The 18,513-nt window shown below is 36.9% G+C and carries 19 protein-coding genes; 12 read left to right on the top strand and 7 right to left on the bottom strand.

From position 1 onward, the window contains the following. Positions 1–12 precede the first annotated feature (12 nt). The 6 genes from NFR43_RS06980 (at position 13) to NFR43_RS06955 (ending at position 6,504) form a co-directional block, all read left to right on the top strand. Positions 13–900 (top strand): site-specific integrase, encoded by an 888-nt coding sequence (locus tag NFR43_RS06980; protein ID WP_251547798.1) that lies wholly within the window; start codon positions 13–15, stop codon positions 898–900. Between the two features lie 435 nt (positions 901–1,335). Next, positions 1,336–1,824, top strand: a complete 489-nt coding sequence (locus NFR43_RS06975) for a hypothetical protein (protein ID WP_251547796.1) — start codon at positions 1,336–1,338, stop codon at positions 1,822–1,824. A 436-nt stretch (positions 1,825–2,260) separates the two neighbouring features. Continuing rightward, the gene (locus NFR43_RS06970; RefSeq protein WP_251547794.1) at positions 2,261–2,578 is read left to right on the top strand and encodes a damage-inducible protein J; all 318 of its coding nucleotides are present in this window, start codon (positions 2,261–2,263) and stop codon (positions 2,576–2,578) included. Between the two features lie 233 nt (positions 2,579–2,811). After that, positions 2,812–3,873 (top strand): Fic family protein, encoded by a 1,062-nt coding sequence (locus tag NFR43_RS06965; RefSeq protein WP_251547792.1) that lies wholly within the window; start codon positions 2,812–2,814, stop codon positions 3,871–3,873. Positions 3,874–3,944: 71 nt separating this feature from the next. Further along, the gene (locus NFR43_RS06960; RefSeq protein ID WP_251547790.1) at positions 3,945–5,216 is read left to right on the top strand and encodes a HEPN domain-containing protein; all 1,272 of its coding nucleotides are present in this window, start codon (positions 3,945–3,947) and stop codon (positions 5,214–5,216) included. 400 nt (positions 5,217–5,616) lie between these two features. Continuing rightward, positions 5,617–6,504 (top strand): hypothetical protein, encoded by an 888-nt coding sequence (locus tag NFR43_RS06955; protein ID WP_251547788.1) that lies wholly within the window; start codon positions 5,617–5,619, stop codon positions 6,502–6,504. A 1,493-nt stretch (positions 6,505–7,997) separates the two neighbouring features. Here the strand turns inward: NFR43_RS06955 and NFR43_RS06950 are convergent. Beyond that, the gene (locus NFR43_RS06950) at positions 7,998–8,891 is read right to left on the bottom strand and encodes a LysR family transcriptional regulator (RefSeq protein WP_251547786.1); all 894 of its coding nucleotides are present in this window, start codon (positions 8,889–8,891) and stop codon (positions 7,998–8,000) included. Positions 8,892–9,009: 118 nt separating this feature from the next. Between NFR43_RS06950 and NFR43_RS06945 the strand changes: the two genes are divergently transcribed. The 5 genes from NFR43_RS06945 to NFR43_RS06925 are packed head-to-tail and all read left to right on the top strand — an operon-like array spanning position 9,010 to position 12,404. Next, positions 9,010–10,089 (top strand): FAD-dependent monooxygenase, encoded by a 1,080-nt coding sequence (locus tag NFR43_RS06945; RefSeq protein WP_251547784.1) that lies wholly within the window; start codon positions 9,010–9,012, stop codon positions 10,087–10,089. 18 nt (positions 10,090–10,107) lie between these two features. Next, entirely contained in the window at positions 10,108–10,476 is a 369-nt protein-coding gene (locus tag NFR43_RS06940) for a hypothetical protein (protein ID WP_251547782.1), read from the top strand. A gap of 11 nt (positions 10,477–10,487) precedes the next feature. Next, entirely contained in the window at positions 10,488–11,330 is an 843-nt protein-coding gene (locus NFR43_RS06935) for an aldo/keto reductase (protein ID WP_251547780.1), read from the top strand. After that, entirely contained in the window at positions 11,330–11,677 is a 348-nt protein-coding gene (locus tag NFR43_RS06930) for a cyclophilin-like fold protein (RefSeq protein ID WP_251547778.1), read from the top strand. The genes NFR43_RS06935 and NFR43_RS06930 overlap by 1 nt, the downstream gene beginning before the upstream one ends. A 4-nt stretch (positions 11,678–11,681) precedes the next feature. Further along, the gene (locus NFR43_RS06925) at positions 11,682–12,404 is read left to right on the top strand and encodes an SDR family NAD(P)-dependent oxidoreductase (RefSeq protein ID WP_251547776.1); all 723 of its coding nucleotides are present in this window, start codon (positions 11,682–11,684) and stop codon (positions 12,402–12,404) included. Between the two features lie 246 nt (positions 12,405–12,650). On the opposite strand, the gene hxlB is transcribed toward NFR43_RS06925, so the two are convergent. Genes hxlB through NFR43_RS06895 form a run of 6 tightly spaced genes read right to left on the bottom strand, consistent with a single transcriptional unit; the run spans position 12,651 to position 17,133 of the window. Further along, positions 12,651–13,193, bottom strand: coding sequence for a 6-phospho-3-hexuloisomerase (gene hxlB / locus NFR43_RS06920; RefSeq protein WP_251547774.1), 543 nt, complete (start codon positions 13,191–13,193; stop codon positions 12,651–12,653). Next, on the bottom strand, positions 13,193–13,816 hold the full coding sequence (locus NFR43_RS06915) for an orotidine 5'-phosphate decarboxylase / HUMPS family protein (protein ID WP_251547772.1): 624 nt from the start codon (positions 13,814–13,816) through the stop codon (positions 13,193–13,195). Before NFR43_RS06915 ends, hxlB begins: the two co-directional genes overlap by 1 nt. Continuing rightward, positions 13,816–14,781, bottom strand: a complete 966-nt coding sequence (locus NFR43_RS06910; protein ID WP_251547771.1) for a sugar kinase — start codon at positions 14,779–14,781, stop codon at positions 13,816–13,818. The genes NFR43_RS06915 and NFR43_RS06910 overlap by 1 nt, the downstream gene beginning before the upstream one ends. A 17-nt stretch (positions 14,782–14,798) precedes the next feature. After that, a complete protein-coding gene (locus tag NFR43_RS06905; protein ID WP_251547769.1) occupies positions 14,799–16,088 on the bottom strand; it encodes a transporter permease in 1,290 nt (429 codons plus the stop codon). A gap of 29 nt (positions 16,089–16,117) precedes the next feature. Further along, a complete protein-coding gene (locus tag NFR43_RS06900) occupies positions 16,118–16,864 on the bottom strand; it encodes a sugar phosphate isomerase/epimerase family protein (protein ID WP_251547768.1) in 747 nt (248 codons plus the stop codon). 11 nt (positions 16,865–16,875) lie between these two features. Then, positions 16,876–17,133, bottom strand: a complete 258-nt coding sequence (locus tag NFR43_RS06895; RefSeq protein ID WP_251547766.1) for a hypothetical protein — start codon at positions 17,131–17,133, stop codon at positions 16,876–16,878. A 256-nt stretch (positions 17,134–17,389) separates the two neighbouring features. Here NFR43_RS06895 and NFR43_RS06890 point away from each other — a divergent pair, with 256 nt between their 5' ends. Continuing rightward, the gene (locus tag NFR43_RS06890) at positions 17,390–18,382 is read left to right on the top strand and encodes a LacI family DNA-binding transcriptional regulator (protein ID WP_251547764.1); all 993 of its coding nucleotides are present in this window, start codon (positions 17,390–17,392) and stop codon (positions 18,380–18,382) included. Positions 18,383–18,513: the final 131 nt, after the last annotated feature.

Here is an 18,513-nt window from a genome sequence, read left to right as displayed (position 1 = left end):
GAGTGATGAAGTTTGACGATACGACTAGTTACTAATAAAAACAGTAAGCATTGTGGTCAGTATTGGATCAGACCACAGACCAGTGTGCATGGAAAGCTGATTTCGGCACCAGTTCACTATGCGGAAACGAAGTCGAAAGCTAGAAAAATTGAGGCAGATCTGATTGATCAAATCAAGACGGGTCATGATTTTAATACTGGAAGCAAGTACCTCCCACAGGCTTTATCTGAATGGATTAATAAGCAGATCAAAATGGAACGCTGGAGTCCAGCTTCTATTAAGACCTGGCGTTATACGGAGAAAATGGTGCATTGTTATCTAGGTGGAGTGAAGGTCAGAAACTGTGATGAAGATACGATCAGAGAGTTCATTACTACCTATGCTAGAGAACACCATGCTAGTATTACCACTCATTCCACTGCTAGTAAGCTGTTACAGCAATTGAGAACCTACTTCCTAACGCTGGAGGGTGATGTGATTGTCAAATCACCAGTTCCTAAGCGGCCAATTGACAACTTTTTCAGACGGGATAAGCAATCCATCACTAAAGAGAAGTATGCAATGATGGATCAAGAGTTTCAGGCCTTTCGGCAAGCCATTCAAGACGATTTAACTCAGATCCCAATCCAAAGATGGGTAGTTAGGATGGCATTGTGGGTCGAAGCGGAAACCGGAATGCGCCCACAGGAAATTCAAGCATTGAAGCTGACTAATCTGACCCAAGACGAATGTCACTGGGTGTTCCGGATTAACGATTCTTATTCGGAATTGACTAAGGGGTTAAACGGTCATCTTAAAGCCCGTCGCAAAGGTGAAAGTCGTCTCACCCCGCCAATAACTCAGCGGCTTTATGACCAGTTGCAAGTTTTTAAGAAAAAACAGAAAGAGTTTATAAAATAAAAAGGTCTGCAAACCACTAGTGACTTACTATTTTTGAATTTGACGGACTACCGACTAGCCAGATTGGGTTATCCAGTCACCCAGCGGTCAATGAATGATATGTTAAAGGAACTTTGTCGTCGAATTGGTGTTAATAATGGGGAGCTACCATTGAGTTGTTATACCCTTAGAACAACTTGTGGAACCAGGTTAGCAAGACTTGGTGATTACAGTTACGCCTGCAATAGATTGGGTAATTCGTTAGCAGTTTATATGCGCTATTATGTAAAAACGTTTAATACTGGATATAGCGGATTGATGGATCGCTACTTGTCAATGTAAATGGATGTTTTTCGGTGCAATAAACAATTTATCGGTGCAAAATTGACTGATTTTGCACCGATAATCTTTAAATTGCACTGATAATGATGTAAAGAATTGAAAAGGATGAAAGAAATGCGAGAAAAATTAAAAGAATTAGGCAGTCAAAAACGCCATGAATTTATTGGTGAGTTTGTACGACTCGGATATAAGAACAGCTTTAGAACTTTTCGGGCAACGTTGATGTTAGCGAATGTTAAACTGGTTGAGAGTGATGAATTAGTAACTGACCATTTGTGGTTCAACTACACTAAAAGCTTTCTTAAATTAGGGGAACTGAAAGAAGGCGACCTCATTAAATTTAATGCCCGAGTAGATGGATATGATAAGGGATATATAGTTGCAGACACTCATGATTATCGGTTAGTTAATCCATCAAAGATTAAGTTAGTAAATAATAAGATTGCTCGCCAGCCAATGCCAATTGACAATAATGCAGCCATGATTGGTTATGCTATGAAAAAGAATAAGCAATTCTATAAAGAGAATCACCGTTCATATATACAATGGTATGTTGATTGTTATGAGTATTGGCTAAAACAGTTGAACTTAAATAAGGACTAACTGTAAAGTGCCTAATAAGCACAAACGGGTTAATCACCGTGATTTACAATAAAGTATGATGACTGGTGTGCCTATTTGTATTCCCTTATTTATGGAGATAAATACAAAATAAAACATGGTATAATATAAACATAAGAAGTATGATGCCAGTGTGCAGAATGGTTTCAGTTGGTTACTTAAACCGATCAATAGAAGGAGTGTTTAAACAGCGCTCCTTTTTTGTTGGAATGAATCATAAAAGAGAATATTGTATAATGCAACTATCAAATGAAGAACACCGGCATGTAAAATGGTTTCAGTTCGTTACTTAAATCGTACCGGTAGCTGGAGCGCCTAATAAGCGCTCTTTTTTATTTATGATGTTATTCTTAGACTGTCTATTCTGAGTTATGGCATCATATAAGTACCATAATGATACCTAAAAGGAGGGCTTACTATGACTGCAACAACATCTAAAGAAAAAATCGGTTCAACAATTCGTTTAGATCCGGAACTCCGTAAAGAACTAGTCAAGGGGCTGGATAGTATTAATATGACTCTTAATAGTTACTTTACTCTGGCTGCTAAGCAATTCGTTATTCAAGGTAAGGTTCCATTTGAAATTAAAGCTGAGTCTAAAGTAGAACATGTAACTTTCAACGAAAAAACTAGAAAGGCCATTGTACGAGCCTTTGCAGAAGAAGGCCTTCTTCCTAACACTGCTGAAACTTTTGATAATACTGATGATGCAATGAAGGAGCTTTTCCATGACTAGTAATAACTGGAAAGTCAACCTTGATCGTCAGTTCAAGCTTGATGTGAATAGTAGGTGCTAGATTGGTACATTAAAAGTTGAACATCCATTTTTGTTTTAAGTAGGATTGAATTGGCTCTTTTCGGTGCAATAGATGAATTATCGGTGCAAAATTGGCTGATTTTGCACCGATAATCTTTAAATTGCACTGATAATTGGTATAAAATATTAAAGATGAATACTAATGAAGGGAGATGAAATACTTGAAAGTTTTTGATTACCAGACATTAAATAATCTGCAGCTAACTACTAAGATGGTCGAAAAACTCAATCAAATTTATGAGTTAAAGGGGAAAACAGCACATGTTTCTTTAAAGTCTAAGGATATTATGGATAAGCTTCTGGCGGTTGCTAAAATCGAAAGTACAGATTCATCAAACCGAATTGAAGGAATTGCAACTAGTGATGCCCGACTTAAAAAATTAATGAGTCAAAAGACCACTCCAGAAAACCGGAGTGAGGAAGAAATATCTGGTTACCGTGACGTTTTAGCAACTATTCATGAGAACTATGAGTATATCAAAATCACCCCTAATAATATTTTAGCTCTACATAAGCAATTATTTGATTTTACTGAAAGCACTTGGGGTGGTGAATTTAAGAATATTGATAACTCCATTGTAACTACCTTTGCTGATGGACATAAAGAAACTCGCTTTACTCCGCCACCGGCTTATATAACTCCAGAACTTATACAGAATCTATGTGATGCGTACAATAATGCGATTGAAGATAACTCTTTTCCACCTTTAATTTTAGCTGCAGCATTTATGCTGGACTTTGTTTCAATTCACCCCTTTAGAGATGGTAATGGTAGGATGTCCCGGCTCCTTATGCTGCTTGAACTACATCAGTTAGGCTTTGAAGTTGGTAAATATATTAGTTTGGAACGGTTAATTGAAAAAACCAAGGCACAATATTACCGAACATTGTTAGAAAGTTCAGGAACGGCATGGAGTGATAATAAAAATGACTATGGGCCATACGTTGATTACTTTTTAAGTATTGTTTTGCAGGCATATCGTGAATTAAATTCGCGGATTGATTTTACTAATGACACTGAAAGAAGCCCAGAAGTGTTAGTGTTGAGCAAACTTAATAATAGTTTGAAGCCGCTATCAAGACGTGAATTAATGGATTTAATTCCCCAATATGGCGAAAGTACCATCAAGCATGCATTAGCAGTTTTGCGGAGACAAGGTAAAATCAAGCTATTGGGTAAGGGCCGTGCGAGTCGATATGTTGTGAATGATTAAATTAACAGTTTTGTTTTTGTAATATTTTCCTTATTACATATAAGGGCACAACTAACTTAGGGTGAAAATGGATGTTAAATGATATTTTAAAAATAACTATACATGAACATCATAAAATGAAATGTGAAATTGCCGTTTCATCTGACAGATTGGTTCCTGCAGATCTTGAAATATCTGGTGATTTTAGATCAATAACTATTACGGGTGAAATAAATAAATTAAACTTTGGTGATGAAATAAAAGGTATTGTTAATAATGGCTATATGTTTATAACAAGCGCCATTAAAAGCAGGGACCTTAATGTATCTATTCCAGGTATTTCAGTAGTGCAGTATTATTTTGAACATATCTATTTCATGAAGGCTCAAAACTGGACAGAAATAAATAAATTTCAAGATCTTAAAATAAAAGAAGCTAATGTATCTCTATCAGGTCTTACAAATTGGATGCCGCATTCAATCTATAAAGATAATTGGCCTGCTATTGAAGGAAAGTTTCAAGAAGTTAAGAGAATTCCAGACAAAGAGGAATTATTAGCAAATGTGACCTATGATAATTTAAATTTTGACTTATTTAAGCATGAGGAGCTAAGGTTTATTCCCCAATATAACGGTTTGGATATTAGAATCTCTGAGCAAATAGGGATAAAGTTCGAAGATCAGATAGGATTATCACAGTTATCAACTGTTTCGAATGATGTTAGTGATTTCTTTTCATTAATTTGGGATTTGCCTACAAATATAATGAATATTAATCAAATTGATCTGGATAAAAAGGAATTCAATTTATTATTAGGTCAGGAAAAAACGTATAACGATCAACAAAATAAACCTCAGATATTTGAGTTTAAGAGTTATGAATGCTTAACTAAAGCTATTCAAAATTATTTTAACTTACTAAAAACACCGCTTAAGAGTTTAATTACCGAGTATCTTAGTGTATCTAAATTAAATTTAGATGTTAACATGCAGCTGATTCAGCTTTGCCAGGGAATTGAAGCTTCAATACAAGACGATTTGGATCTTCAACACAAGATTATGGAGGTTCTGAAGAGCTTTGCTGAAGAGTTTAATATAACAAATGAGAGAGTAGAAGGCTTTGCACGAAAAATAAAGAATAACAGGGTCAATATTACTCATGGTGAAAATAGACAAATTATATTCAATGATAATGAATTATTAGTTGCAGTAACAACGTTAAGTGTTGCATGTCATTTTTACCTATTTCAAAATTTAGGTATTGATGATGTATACGAAAGTGAGTTTCGTAAAGAAATAAAGAATATAAAATTAAGTACCGGACTAGATCCTATAACACTATTTGCTGTGATAAACGAGAATTAAATTTTATATAATGACGCTATTTGAGCAAAGCTTCTGACCATGCTTTTAACACAAAATCTTAACACGTTTAGGATGAAATCCTTTTACACCAAGGGGTGAACTACTCAAAAAAGCGACTTTAGTGAGCACTACAAAGAACACATAAGCCTGTAATACCAGCGATTATCGTTGGCGTTACAGGCTTTTTTCGTCGCTTAAATGGCGCTGCTTTAACACGTTTGTTAACACGGGCGGGTGTTGGTAAGTAATTTTTGAGTGGTTGAAGTGCTGGAATTATTGATTTGACAAGGTTAGTCGCGTGTTAAAATGTGTTAAAAATATAATTTGTTAAAAAGCATAAAATCTTAACATTTTATAGTCATAATAGATACATGTAATCACAGTATGAGGAGAGATTAAGATGGACAGATTTAAACTTGATCCTTTTAGCTATGTCAGTTATGAAATAACTCCTAACAATTTTGATAAGTACACTAAACGTACCTACCCGTTTGTTCAAAAAGATGCTAAACATAAAAATCGGTTTTATGGGGTGTGCCCTGGTTGTAATAATCCAATTATGATGGTGAGTCTATACCAAACCCAAAATGCAACAACTCATCCTTATGGCCGTCATGTTAAGCACAGTATTCCCCAAATTGCTGATTATAGACAGGACGACTATGACAATTGTCCCTATGCCAATAAAAATAATAAAAGCAATAACAAGTTTTTGCCTGCAAAAAGTGCTATTGGTTTAAGTAATAAGCGTCTTTTAAAGGAACAGTATGATCAAGTTATTTACATTTTAAGGAAGCAAACTGATGTATTATTTTCTAATAATTTAGCCCAAAAAATGTTAGATGAGTATGTTAATAATACCGGCTGGCTCTATCGTAATACTACTTCAGATAATCTTCCTTGGAAATTTGGAGAAGTTATTTCAGCTAAATCGCTAGGTGGTCAGTATGTGAAAATTGATAGTGACATCCAACAAGCAATTAGGCAGTATTATTTGAGTAAGGGTAAAGATATTGAGTGTAAAGAAAAAAGAATGCAGGTACCACTTGGGAATTTTGATGTCTGTTTAAAATTTGTGTTTGAAGACTTTAAATCAAAACTAAATGGTGAACATCTTCAAGAAAGTATAACTTTTGTGGTGTTTGATAGTATGCTAGATAATGAAATTGTTTACCAAAAGGAGTTACCAGTGGAGCCTGACTTTCTAATTAATCTGATGCGTAATTCGTCAAATCAAACATATAGAAATAAAGTTTTAATGAACTATGCACAGTCTCATGTCAAATGATGGTTGATAAAAGATTCGAAGCACAGGCCTTTTAAATATATATATCATGGTCGGTTAACGATATAAGCAAATTGTTTAATAAACTTTGACAAAGCAAAAGTTTGTTTTAGCTGAAAGTTAATCGTTTAGATGAAATAATCCAAAATGCTTTAGATTCCCGTTACATCAGCTTTTGACCATAGTTTCTGACCATGAAATTAACACAAAACCTTAACACGTTTAGAGTCAAATGTTGACGTACCAATACCTCAGCTACTACAAAACAGCGACTTTAGTCAGCATAAGTTACTTTTTATAAGTATTTTTAAGTCTTCATATGTGTTTGCAAAACACTGATATGAAGGCTTTTTTGTTTAGTTTTAAAGTAATCTGAATCCTTTTGAATAGATGTGAATTGTTGTCCAGACACAATTTCAGACACACAGTTTTTTAAAATTGTGTTTTTGTGTGTCAAGATTGTGTCTGCGATAAAAAAACGTATATTCGTAAGAGATATTTACCAGTAGTCAGAAATATATTTTGGTTACTACTAGTATATTTGTGGCTAGCTCATAGCTAGCTATAACTAAGTTTGCGTACTTTGCTCTTCAAAGTACGTGACTGTTGTCCGCCTTATCGTCAGTGATAAGGTGGGCATTTTTTATTTTACTTTGTTGTTGCCACAAAAAGTGAATCGGAAATCCAAATGCGAACTGTTTGGTCGGTGTTGTTACTTATGGCGAATCATAAGTAAATCGACAGTGGAATCTCAAAGCCAATTTGTGGACATATCAAATTGGTATAGTTGAATGGAACAGTCGATCGGTCGCAAGGGTGAAGGGAAGATGACAATCGTCCCTCCAACCATAGTCTCGTATGACAAAATACTTTTGCATTACGAACTTAATTGCTTAATAGGATTACTAAAGTCCCGGATTGGCAACTCAAGAATACTCAAACTGAGCGGGAACGAAAACTGCAACGGCAGAGAGAGCGACAGTGCATCATTCAACATGAACAGACAAATAGCAATACCAACAAAAAGAAGCGAATGCAAGAACAAACTACCAATCGAAAAAAGTCTAAGAAAATAGATGATGGACTGGAATTTTAGATGTAAAATAAAAAAAGGCGCTTGCCGAAGCTTGCGCCAAGGGTGCTACTTGAGCAACCACTTAATTAGATGTTTAATGTGCTTACTAGGCACAATGAGGAAAATTACACCGGTGTGCAAAATGACTTCAGCTCGTTACTTGAGTCGAACCGGTTGGGGCGCTTAATAGGCGCTCTTTTTTATATGAAATCTTATGGTATAATTTATGTATACAAAAAAGCAGGCCCGTTAAAAAGACGGTGGCCTGGTTATAAACGACTAATAAATTTACGGAAGTCTGTTATAGCAACGTTTAACGTTGTTATAACAGGCTTTTTTTACGCTTTTTAGTTTGGCTGTAATTAGTATCAGGGGAGGTATTGATAGCTTATACTTAATCAGCAAAAGTCGTGTATAAAAACTAATTTACAATATTATCATCCACATCTTTTATAAAGTTCTCAACATTTTTGGAAGGGTGCAAAGAATAAACGATTCCCCATGGAACTGTGTAATGCCAGTTAACAGGTACAGTTTTTAATGAAGGATGTGCATTTAGCCACATGTCAACTGTCAAAATAAGTTTATTATCAGTGACCACGCGATTAAAAGTATCGATATCATACGGGGGCACTGTTTTGATTTTAATATCTGGATAATCTTTTTCCAATTGATGGCGGACCACATCGATATATTGAGTACTGTTCGGTTCAACCATAAATAAGGTTGTATTTTGCAAATCACCAAGTTCTAATTGCCTCTTATTGGCTAAATCGTTATTACGCGGCACAGCAATCCTTAGAGGAAGATTAGCCAATTTGAGGCCTTGGCAAGAATGGTTCCACATATCGGATGGAAAAATACCGGCAAAAATATCAATTTGGTCCCCCAACATATTAACTGGACTGTTTTTGGTATCTGTGGAGTTAGAAATAGAAACTACTTGTAACTGCAGCTGGGGATTTTGATTCAAAATTGGTAATAACTGATCAAAAAGTGGCTGACTAGGATAAAGTAATGAATTGCCAACTTTAATGGAATTATTGCTAGTGGTTTCTTGGCTTTTAGCTGCTGCAATTGTCTGATTAGAAAGTGCGATAATTTGTTTTGCCGCCTGAAAAACCGTTTTGCCAGCAGGAGTCAATGTGATCCCCCGCGGCGTCCGGTTAAATAGTGTTATACCTAAATCTTCTTCTAGCTTATTAATGTGCTTAATAAAAGCAGCTGGTGATAAGAATGATTTTTTACTGGCTTTAGTGAAACTCCCTTCTTCCACTGCCAGAATAAAATAGTTTAATTGAGAATTGTACAACAACGAAAACACCTCCACTGGTATTTACCTTTTAGTTAATACTATTATACTATTTTGAGAATTCCTCAGATCAATTTCTCCAGATATACTAAAACCAACAATTAACATTGGAGGGATTTAGATGAGTCAAGTAAAGTCAGCGATTGTTGTTGGTGGTTCGCTTGCTGGAATGATGGCAGCTTTAGCTTTATCACAAAAAGGTATTTCATCAACTATCTTAGAACGAGCACCAAAACAGGATCGTCGTGGTGCAGTTTTATCTGTTCATGCCGGTGCTCGTGATCAATCATCATTAGCACACTTTTTGCGAGCCGTTGCGGCAGGAGATGGTCGTGGAATCGAGTCTTGGCGAATGATTCACCAACGCCTTCAACGGGCTGTCGAACAAGATCCTAATATTCAAATCGAATATGATGTTCGGGTTAAGAGAATTTCTCAAAACGGGACATCCGCAACCGCAATTACAGATAATGAAAAATATACTGCAGATCTGTTAGTTGGTGCAGATGGCGGTCGCAGTCAAGTACGGAAGTACGTTAATCCGGAACAGCCAACTGCAGAATTTGCTGGGTATCAACTATGGGTCGGAATTGTAGAAGAAGAACGCCTGCCAGAAAATTTGTGGTTGGAGCAAAGGACCCCCGACTTTATGCAATATGATGGCGAAAGAGGTGATTTCCTGTTTGCCTTAGTTACTCCTGGCATGGATGGTAGCATTCAACGAGGTCATCGCCAACTGGGGATTGCCTGGTATGACAATAGCCGTAATGAGTACCTATATCAGTCTGGTGCTGTGAAGAATAATCAAGTGATTCATTCATTAAATGGTGCTAGCTTTCCAAATGATTTGAAAACTGAATTGCGCCGGGAAGCTAAGCGTTGTTTCCCAGCCAGTTATGCTAAGGCAGTTGACATTGCTTTGGAAAACAACTTTATGGTCGGTACCCCAATTAGTGAATATGTTGCTACCAAATTATCACGTGGCCCGATTACTTTAGTCGGCGATGCTGCCCATGCTTTAACTCCAATGACAGCGAATGGATTTAATACTTCACTAGCTGATGCAGCAATCCTGGCCGAACTTACGGATAAATATAGTACTGGTAGTGAAATTATGGCTGAATTCGAAAAAGAACGGTTACGGATTGTTCGGAGGGTTGTGCAAGCTGGCCAATCCTTTAGTCGGTCCTATGCTGGATAGAAAAAGGTGGGGAAAATTATGAATGAAATCAAGTTGATTTTGCCACAGTTATTAAGTCAATTTAATAAATTAAATCAATTAGGCGAAAAAGAAAGCAATCCAGAATTGGTAAGACAGGTTAAGATTGCAAAAAAACAAATTCATGAGCAATTGCAGTATTTTAATTTGCAAAGTACTTTTCAGGACGTTAACGGTAGTTTAGGTCAAATTTTGATTGCGATTATTAAAAACTTACGAGCACTAGAAAAACAATACTCTGCGATGACAGCTAATGAGGAGGTTAATAATTTCCTCCAAAATAATCGTCGTTTGTTTTGGAAGTTTCAAGGTTACTTAAATTACTCTCCTGATGTTGACCCAGATGGAGAACAGCTTTTTATTCCATAAGGAGGAAAATAATGGAATACGTAACACTAAACAATGGAATTAAAATGCCTAAATTGGGTTTTGGAGTTTATCAAGTTGAAGATCAAGATGAATGTGAACAAAGCGTCTTATGGGCATTAAATACTGGATATCGATTGTTAGATACTTCGGCGGCTTACTTTAATGAAGAAGCAGTTGGTAACGCAATTAAGAAGAGTCATATTGCCCGTGAAGACCTCTTTATTACTACTAAATTATGGATTCAAGATGCTAGTTACGAAAAAGCTAAGAAGGCGTTTGAAACTTCTTTAGAAAAACTACAGCTAGATTACCTTGATTTATACCTAATTCATCAGCCATTTGGAGATTACTATGGTGCATGGCGGGCGATGGAGGAATTGTATAAAGAAGGCAAAATTAGAGCAATTGGAGTATCGAATTTCGGTAGTGATCGATTGGTTGACTTAATTTTAAATAATGAAGTTACACCAGCTATTAATCAAATTGAATATCATCCATACTTTCAACAAAAAGCTGCTAAGCAAATCATGAAAGAAGAAAATGTTCAACCAGAGGCCTGGAGCCCATTAGGCCATGGTGGTCAAATTTTGAAAAATCCAATCTTGGCAGAGATTGCCGAAAAATATCATAAATCAATTGCTCAAGTGATTTTACGTTGGGATTTACAAAGCAATGTTGTTACAATTCCTAAATCAGTTCATCAAGAAAGAATTGAAAGTAATTTTGATATTTTTGATTTTGAGTTGACTAAAGTTGAAATGGACATCATTTCTTCGTTCGATCGGAATGAATTTATTGCTGATCTGCACGATGTAGATTTAGTTAAGCAATTAAACGGGTTGAAGGTTCGCTAATGTTCAAACTTGTAATTGACGATCAGGACTATGTAATTACCTTAAAGAATAATCAAACGGCTCAAAACTTAGTGAAGTGTTTACCAATTCAGAGTGATTACCAGCCCTTTTCCAATCTTGAAATTTATGGTTCAGTTGGTGAGTTGGGTTATGATAAATCCGCTACTAGTAAAAAAGCCATTGCAGGGCAATTAAAATATTGTTTGGAATATCATTCTTTGGTATTAGTTTGTCAAAATCATCATGATATTTTTAATGAGGTTGATCTGGGAACTGTTGAAATCAGTTCTCATAAATTACAGCAGTTAACAAATACCAGCGGAAGTTTTGAGATCAAGTTAGGGTGAAAAGATGAAGAAGATTTTTATTACGGGTTCAACTACCGGCCTGGGATATTTAGCTGGCAAGAAGTTAATTGAAGATGGTAATGAAGTCTATCTTCATGCTAGAAACCATGCTAAAGCAGTTGAATTAAGGGAACAATTACCAGGTATTAAAGGAATCGCGGTTGGTGACCTTAGTAAGCCTGAAGAAGTGAAACAAATTGCCCAACAAGTAAATTCTTGGGGGAAAATGGATGCAATTATCCAGAATGCCGGTGTTTATACCAGTGACGCTAATTTAACTTACCGAGTTAACGTTGCAGCACCATATGTATTAACTTGTTTAATCAAGCAACCACAGCGATTAATTTACGTTGCTTCAGGAATGCATATTGGATCTCAATTAGAGATTGACCATATAGAAAATAGCCTTGATTACTCTAGTTCTAAACTAGCTGTAATGTTGTTAATGAAAAAGGTAGCCCGGTCCTTTGATAATACTGCTGTCAATGCCGTTGACCCTGGATGGGTGCCGACAAGGATGGGTGGTAGTATGGCTAATGATGATTTGGAGGAAGGCTATTTAGGTCAAGTTTGGTTGAGTCAGAGTGATGACCCAGCAGCGCAAAAATCTGGAAATTGTTATTATCATCGTCAACCTGAAAAGTATGATCAACGGGTAGATGACGAAAGGTTTCAAGATGCCTTGTGTGAGAAATTGGCTGTGTTAACAAAAATTAAGCTTAAATAATGGCAGGACGAATAATGACTTCACAATTAGGATCTGTTATGCCAAGTGATTTTAGCTTAAGGTTCCTTATAAGATAATTTATTCAAGCCTCCTTCGAATCAATGAAGAGGTTAGAATAAATTGGTCAAATACTATTGATTATTAGTAAAGAACATCTAAGAGTCATTCGATTCTTGGGTGTTTTTTCGGTGTTACAAATAAAATATCGGCGCAAAATCAGTTGATTTTGCACCGATATTTTTTGTTTTATTCCATATTACTGTGCGCATGAGCGGCAGCAGCGTTTGATGTATGGTCGCGCCGACTAAGCTTCAGGCATAGAACATCTAAAGTGATGTGAACGGTTTGATCAAAGAGGGTACTTAACAACTGAATTGATTTCACACCGTCACCAGCTTTAGTAGCACCCGGGACAATAATCACTTGTTTTGCTAACTGGCCTAACTTGGATTCTTTATTGCTGGTCACACCGATGACAGTTGCGCCACTATCTTTTGCTTTTTCTGCTAATTCGACGATACTCTTAGTATTACCAGATCCAGAAACGGCTACCAGGACATCACCGGCTTGGACGGATGGAGTAATGGTTTCACCAATCACGTATGGTTGATAACCAATGTGCATTAACCGCATTGCGAAGGCTCGTGCCATCAAACCAGAACGACCTGCACCAAGCACAAAAATTCGTTTGTCTTTAGTTAATAGTGGTTCTACATTGTCTAGTTGTTGTTCATCAACTAGTTCTAACACTTCATCGATTTCTACTTGAATTTGCTTTACTAATGTCATTATTTAATCACCTTCATAAATTTCTTTGCTGCAGCAACTGGATCGTCATTTTTCATAATTTTACTTCCGACAATCACAGTTTCTGCGATTCCTTGCTGCTTTAATTTACTAGCCTGGTCAAGATCAATCCCACCGGCAACGTTGATGCGCTTTACGGATGGGTAAGCAGAATGAAATTCAGCAACTGAATCGGCTGCGTCGAAATTTGACTTACTATCCTTAGCGTGATGAATTCCATAAATTGCATGATCAAAACCAACAATCTGTGCAGTTTTGTTAGCATCTAATTCCATTAGGTCAATGAACATTTGTTTATCATAATTTTCTACCACCTTGTAACAGGTTTCTAGTGTTCCTAGAGATGCGGCACCCATGACCGTAAGAATATCTGCGTTGGCCGCATAGCCCTTTTCGAATTCATATTGCCCTTCATCAATCGTTTTTGTGTCAAGCAGAAGTTCTGCGTGATGAATTCCTAATTGTTCTTTCTTAAGGGCATTGCAACCATAATCTTTAATAAGTGATGTTCCCATTTCAATAATATCGACAAAAGGGTCTAATTGAGCGGCAACCTTTTTTGCTTGTTCGAGACTGACTCGATCAATGGCTACTTGTAATTTCATTAGTCTTCACTGACCTGCCTTTCAGAATAAAACTTTTTCAACTCGTCTGGGGTAGGGTAACCATCATTATCACCTAATGTTTGGATTTGTAGAGCTCCGATAGCGTTGCCTCGCATTACAGCCGATTTCATATTCTTTCCTTCAAGTAATGCGGTAATCACGCCGAGAGCAAAGCCGTCGCCGGCACCAACAGTGTCTACAATATCTTTTTGATCAACATGGAACCCAGGAACGGTGTACTTTTCGCCATCAGTATTTTTAACAAAAGCACCTTTAGAGCCAATTTTGACGATAACTGTTTTAGTTCGTTGACCTTTCAGGTAAAAATCGGCAATTTCCTCTGGATTATCAGAACCCATTAAGATTTTTCCTTCTTCAACTCCAGGCATTACGATATCTGCGAATCCAGCCAATTCGTTTTCAGTTTTGACCATGTAGTCGTGACTTTTCCAAGTGTTTCTAAGATTTGGGTCGAATGTCGTTAAAATATTTTGATCATTAAGACGTTTAAAAAGGGTCCGAAATGTTTCTTCAGCAGTGTCCGAGATACTAGGGAAAATACCAGACATATGAGCAATTTTTACGTCAGATAAATCTACTTTGCTAATGATGTCCTTTGTAAGGTGGCAAGCAGCAGAATTTTTACGATAGTTGTAAATTTGAGGATCTCCCTTGGTGACTCGTTGTTTAAGCTGGTGAGCTGTCCAGTGATCAGGATCATAAGAAATGTAGTCTGTGCCAACTTTATGACTGGCAATTGTCTTTTTGACAAATTGTCCGAAGGGATCTTCACCAACTCTGGAGATATATTGAACGGAGTGGCCGAGACGTTTAACGCCAATTGCCACATTTAATTCAGCACCACCCATGATTTTATTCCATTCCAAAGCATCGACTAGTGACACATCTGGTTCTTCAGATGCAAAAGTAATAATTGGTTCTCCAATTGTAATAACTTCACTCATAATAAAATCCTCTCTTTCTAACCAAAGAAGTGATAAACAAGTAATTCGTTAATAATACAGACTATCCACATCACTGGAACACCGAGTTTCAAGAAATCTTTTGATTCGACTTTCATGTAATTTAGTCCCCAAACATTCCATGATTGAGTGATATCAGTTGAGACAGCGAATAGGGTTGCTGTATACATTAAAGGCAACATAAAAGCGTCGCTAAAGATACCGGTCCCTGCCAAAACTGCGGCGGTTGCAGCACCAGCACCCCAGACCTGTAATGGTCCCCGGAAAAGAGCTAATGGTGCAAGAATTCCAAATGCCATACAAAGGATTAGTGTACTGTGGGGGAGCACCGCTGAAATAATGGGGCGGAATTTTTCAGCATCAATTGAAGCTGCTCCGCTAAAGAATGTTAGGGCCATCAAGAACATGACCAGGCCAGCAATATCGCTAATTGATTGAGCAATTGTATCGTTCATAAACTTGATTGCGTGTTTATAGTTCTTGAATTGCCCAGTGAGCAACATTGCAATGAGGACACCAAAAATTAGTGATGGAATGGCATCCCACTTAAATAACATGTTCATTGCCACGGGAATAATCGGCACAATGTAGGTAACTGGTGATACTTTTGCAATGTCGTCAGCGTTATCATTAGCACCGATAATGGCGAGATTTTTATCAGCGTTAGCTGGGTTAATTTGTTTCCGGTGTAGGAACAGGAAGATTAACACAATCACCATTTGGACGACCATTGCACAAATCCCAAATTGAAGGTATTTACCACCATAGACAGATTTCGGGAAAAAGGCTTTAATTTGGTTGTAAAGAACTACGTTGATGTACATTGGCGCGCCGATGGATAGCGCAAATAGAGAAAGTGCTAGTTCACGTGACATCCCAATTGATAACAAGATTGGTAATAAAATAACTCCAATTGCAATTACTGATCCAACTCCATAAGCGCTGACGAAAATGAGACAAGTTACAAGAGCAACCAGCACGGCTGCCAATAACGGCTTTCTTTTACCGACTTTATTAGTAGCGGCAGAAATGCCGGGAGCAATGCCACTATCGACTAATACACGACCAAACCAAGAACCGAAGACAATGTAAATAATTGTTGGCCCGTAATTTAACGCAGGTTCAGCAAAGACTTTTTTAATGGCAACGTCAAATGGTACTAATCCAATAATTGACCAAAGAATGGCCATGATGAAGAAGCCAATCATTAAATTGCCGCCTTTAATAATGTAGAAAATAAAGGCAATGAAGGTAATTAATAATAATATTGCGATAATAGTTGAAGACAATTTATTTCACCTGTATTTCTGAGTTAACGCTAATTGTGAGAATTAAATAATTTGATTTGAGAAGCGATTAAATTATCACTACTCATTGGAAACTCAAGAGCAAACTGAACGTCTTTAGGTAGGTAACTAATGATAATCTGCCAATTGAACATTCCTTTACTCAAACTAGCTGTCGTAGTCATGTTGCCTTCAGCGTCTAACATTGAATTTTTTAAGTGGATATAGTCACAGAAGGGAGCCAACTTTTTGGCAGCGTCAATCGCATTAAAGCCAGTGAAAGCCCAATTGCCGAGATCATAAACGTATCCAATACTATTAAGGCCGGACTGACGAGCTGCCTTTAAAAAGCTCATGATGGCATCCGGAGTGCCAGAAACCGGTGTTTGGTCATTCTCAACGTTCATTTTTATTTCGGATAATGGTAATTTTGCAAAATCAGTAATTAAATTACCGTGATACCGATCAAAGTGACCCGTATTGAATTTAATTTTACTAATTCCCATCTTTTGGCCCTCTGCAAAATATTGAGCTAGTTTGGGATTGATGGAACCGTCGTCTTTAAAGATAACGTCAGGCACACTATAGTTAACAATTAAGTGATTAGCAGACGTGGCTTTAGCAATGTTGGGTAATTCAGTATCAAGATCCGTAAAGTATTCACGACGCACTTCAATGCCGTCTGCTCCAAGTTTTTTTACTCTGTCCACTAGTTCAGCTTGACTAATGCCATTCTGGATATCTTTTTCAAAGATCCATGTATTTAAAATTAAAGTCATAGTGTTACTCCTTAATACTTATTTAGTTCACGAACACGATTTAATAATTCTTCGAAAGTCATATCTTCAAACTTTTTGGTGCTTGCATCCCCAAAGTTTTGTCGTTCGATATCATTGAAGTCTTCGACGAGGTAGTAAGCAGTTAGGTAACTCATCAGGAATTTTTTTGCTTCTTTGACTAACTGGTCGTTGTTGACATTTTGATTAATCGCAGTTTGGGCAAATTTAAGGGCAAACTTTTGCGGATCAATTAAAGTTCGGTCGTTCATCTAATTCCTCCAATCAAGTTGATAATGTTATCGCTTACAAATGTAGTGTAACCGGTTAACCTAAAAATAGCAAACGTAATTTATTATTGAAACTGCCTAAATTATAGGGAATATATAGGTTACAACTAATTTTAAAAAAATATTCTGGTTAACCCGTTAACCAGAAGGGCGACATGCATTTTTAACTGATCGTTTCGTGAACTTTGCACAAAAATTATGTACAATGAGGAAGAGTAAAAATTGGAGTTGAACAAAGTTGGCAAAAAATGGAAATAAAAAGCGACCCACAATTCGTGATGTCGCAGCATTATCGGGAGTATCAGTAGCAACAGTTTCCCGCTTTTTAAATGGTAAGACGAATAAAATGACCGCAGCGACAGCTGAAAATATTAAAGGGGCCATTGAAAAACTTAACTACATTCCTAATTCAGCAGCTCGTGAGATGTCGCATAACAGGAGTATGATTGTTGCAATTGTTGTAGCTAACGTTGCTGATTATTTTTCAACCGAAGTTTTTAAGGGTGCTTCACGTCAACTAGAAAAAGCTGGTTACGTACCAGTACTTTTAGACTCAGGTGGAAATTTAAACCATGAACAACATTTACTGAATTCAGTGAACCTGCACGGCTTTGACGGATTGATTTTCCAACCATTAACTAACGATACTGATTCCATTAAGGGTACGTTAACGCGAAAATTTCCGGTCGTGATTTTAGATCGTGAATTGAAGAGGTCGCCATGGCCACAAGTAGTAACAAATAATTACGAAGCTGCAAAAAAAATGACAAATACTTTTGTGAAGCAGGGGTTTGGGCATATCGTAGTTCTATCAGCACAGATTGATCAGGCATCAACTCGTCGAGAACGTTACCGTGGGATCATGGACAGTTCAACTAATGTAGACTTAATTGAAATTGATGAACAGAATTTTAACCACGATGAAGTCTACACACATTTGGTCAAACTTTTGACAACTGGAGAATCGACGGCTCTGTTTAGTTTGAAGGAACGCTGGTTGCTAGAATTCTTGCCCCAATTAATGCAAGATGAACTAATTGACCCTCAAAAAATTCAGGTGACAGGCTTTGCTGATACAAGTTTGATTAAGGCAATTTGCCCCAGTGCGCGAGTGATCTCACAGAATCCTGACTATATGGGTAAACGAGCAGCCGACACGTTACTAGAAATGCTTGATGGCAACCATTCAGAAATTGATGATATTGTAATTCCAGCATCGTTTGACAAATAAAAAGGAGTTGTGAAATTCGTCAATAATGACGAGATTCATGGCTCCTTTTTCGTCTAGTCAAAAAAGAATAAGTGATCCCTCTAAATTCAATGAATATGCGAAAATTATGAAAAATATGCGAATTCACTAGA

The sequence above is a fragment of the Limosilactobacillus caecicola genome (assembly GCF_943192935.1).
Taxonomy (GTDB): domain Bacteria; phylum Bacillota; class Bacilli; order Lactobacillales; family Lactobacillaceae; genus Limosilactobacillus; species Limosilactobacillus caecicola.
Note: the sequence above shows the minus strand (reverse complement) of the source record. Positions and strands in the feature narration are given on the sequence as shown.

Excerpts from the sequence above, each read along its gene's own strand:
- NFR43_RS06970 (WP_251547794.1), top strand. The coding sequence starts at position 2,261 with ATGACTGCAACAACATCTAAAGAAAAAATCGGTTCAACAATTCGTTTA.
- NFR43_RS06900 (WP_251547768.1), bottom strand. The coding sequence starts at position 16,864 with ATGACTTTAATTTTAAATACATGGATCTTTGAAAAAGATATCCAGAAT.
- NFR43_RS06935 (WP_251547780.1), top strand. The coding sequence starts at position 10,488 with ATGGAATACGTAACACTAAACAATGGAATTAAAATGCCTAAATTGGGT.
- NFR43_RS06925 (WP_251547776.1), top strand. The coding sequence starts at position 11,682 with ATGAAGAAGATTTTTATTACGGGTTCAACTACCGGCCTGGGATATTTA.
- hxlB (WP_251547774.1), bottom strand. The coding sequence starts at position 13,193 with ATGACATTAGTAAAGCAAATTCAAGTAGAAATCGATGAAGTGTTAGAA.
- NFR43_RS06945 (WP_251547784.1), top strand. The coding sequence starts at position 9,010 with ATGAGTCAAGTAAAGTCAGCGATTGTTGTTGGTGGTTCGCTTGCTGGA.
- NFR43_RS06965 (WP_251547792.1), top strand. The coding sequence starts at position 2,812 with ATGAAATACTTGAAAGTTTTTGATTACCAGACATTAAATAATCTGCAG.
- NFR43_RS06895 (WP_251547766.1), bottom strand. The coding sequence starts at position 17,133 with ATGAACGACCGAACTTTAATTGATCCGCAAAAGTTTGCCCTTAAATTT.
- NFR43_RS06955 (WP_251547788.1), top strand. The coding sequence starts at position 5,617 with ATGGACAGATTTAAACTTGATCCTTTTAGCTATGTCAGTTATGAAATA.
- NFR43_RS06975 (WP_251547796.1), top strand. The coding sequence starts at position 1,336 with ATGCGAGAAAAATTAAAAGAATTAGGCAGTCAAAAACGCCATGAATTT.
- NFR43_RS06915 (WP_251547772.1), bottom strand. The coding sequence starts at position 13,816 with ATGAAATTACAAGTAGCCATTGATCGAGTCAGTCTCGAACAAGCAAAA.
- NFR43_RS06910 (WP_251547771.1), bottom strand. The coding sequence starts at position 14,781 with ATGAGTGAAGTTATTACAATTGGAGAACCAATTATTACTTTTGCATCT.
- NFR43_RS06930 (WP_251547778.1), top strand. The coding sequence starts at position 11,330 with ATGTTCAAACTTGTAATTGACGATCAGGACTATGTAATTACCTTAAAG.
- NFR43_RS06960 (WP_251547790.1), top strand. The coding sequence starts at position 3,945 with ATGTTAAATGATATTTTAAAAATAACTATACATGAACATCATAAAATG.
- NFR43_RS06940 (WP_251547782.1), top strand. The coding sequence starts at position 10,108 with ATGAATGAAATCAAGTTGATTTTGCCACAGTTATTAAGTCAATTTAAT.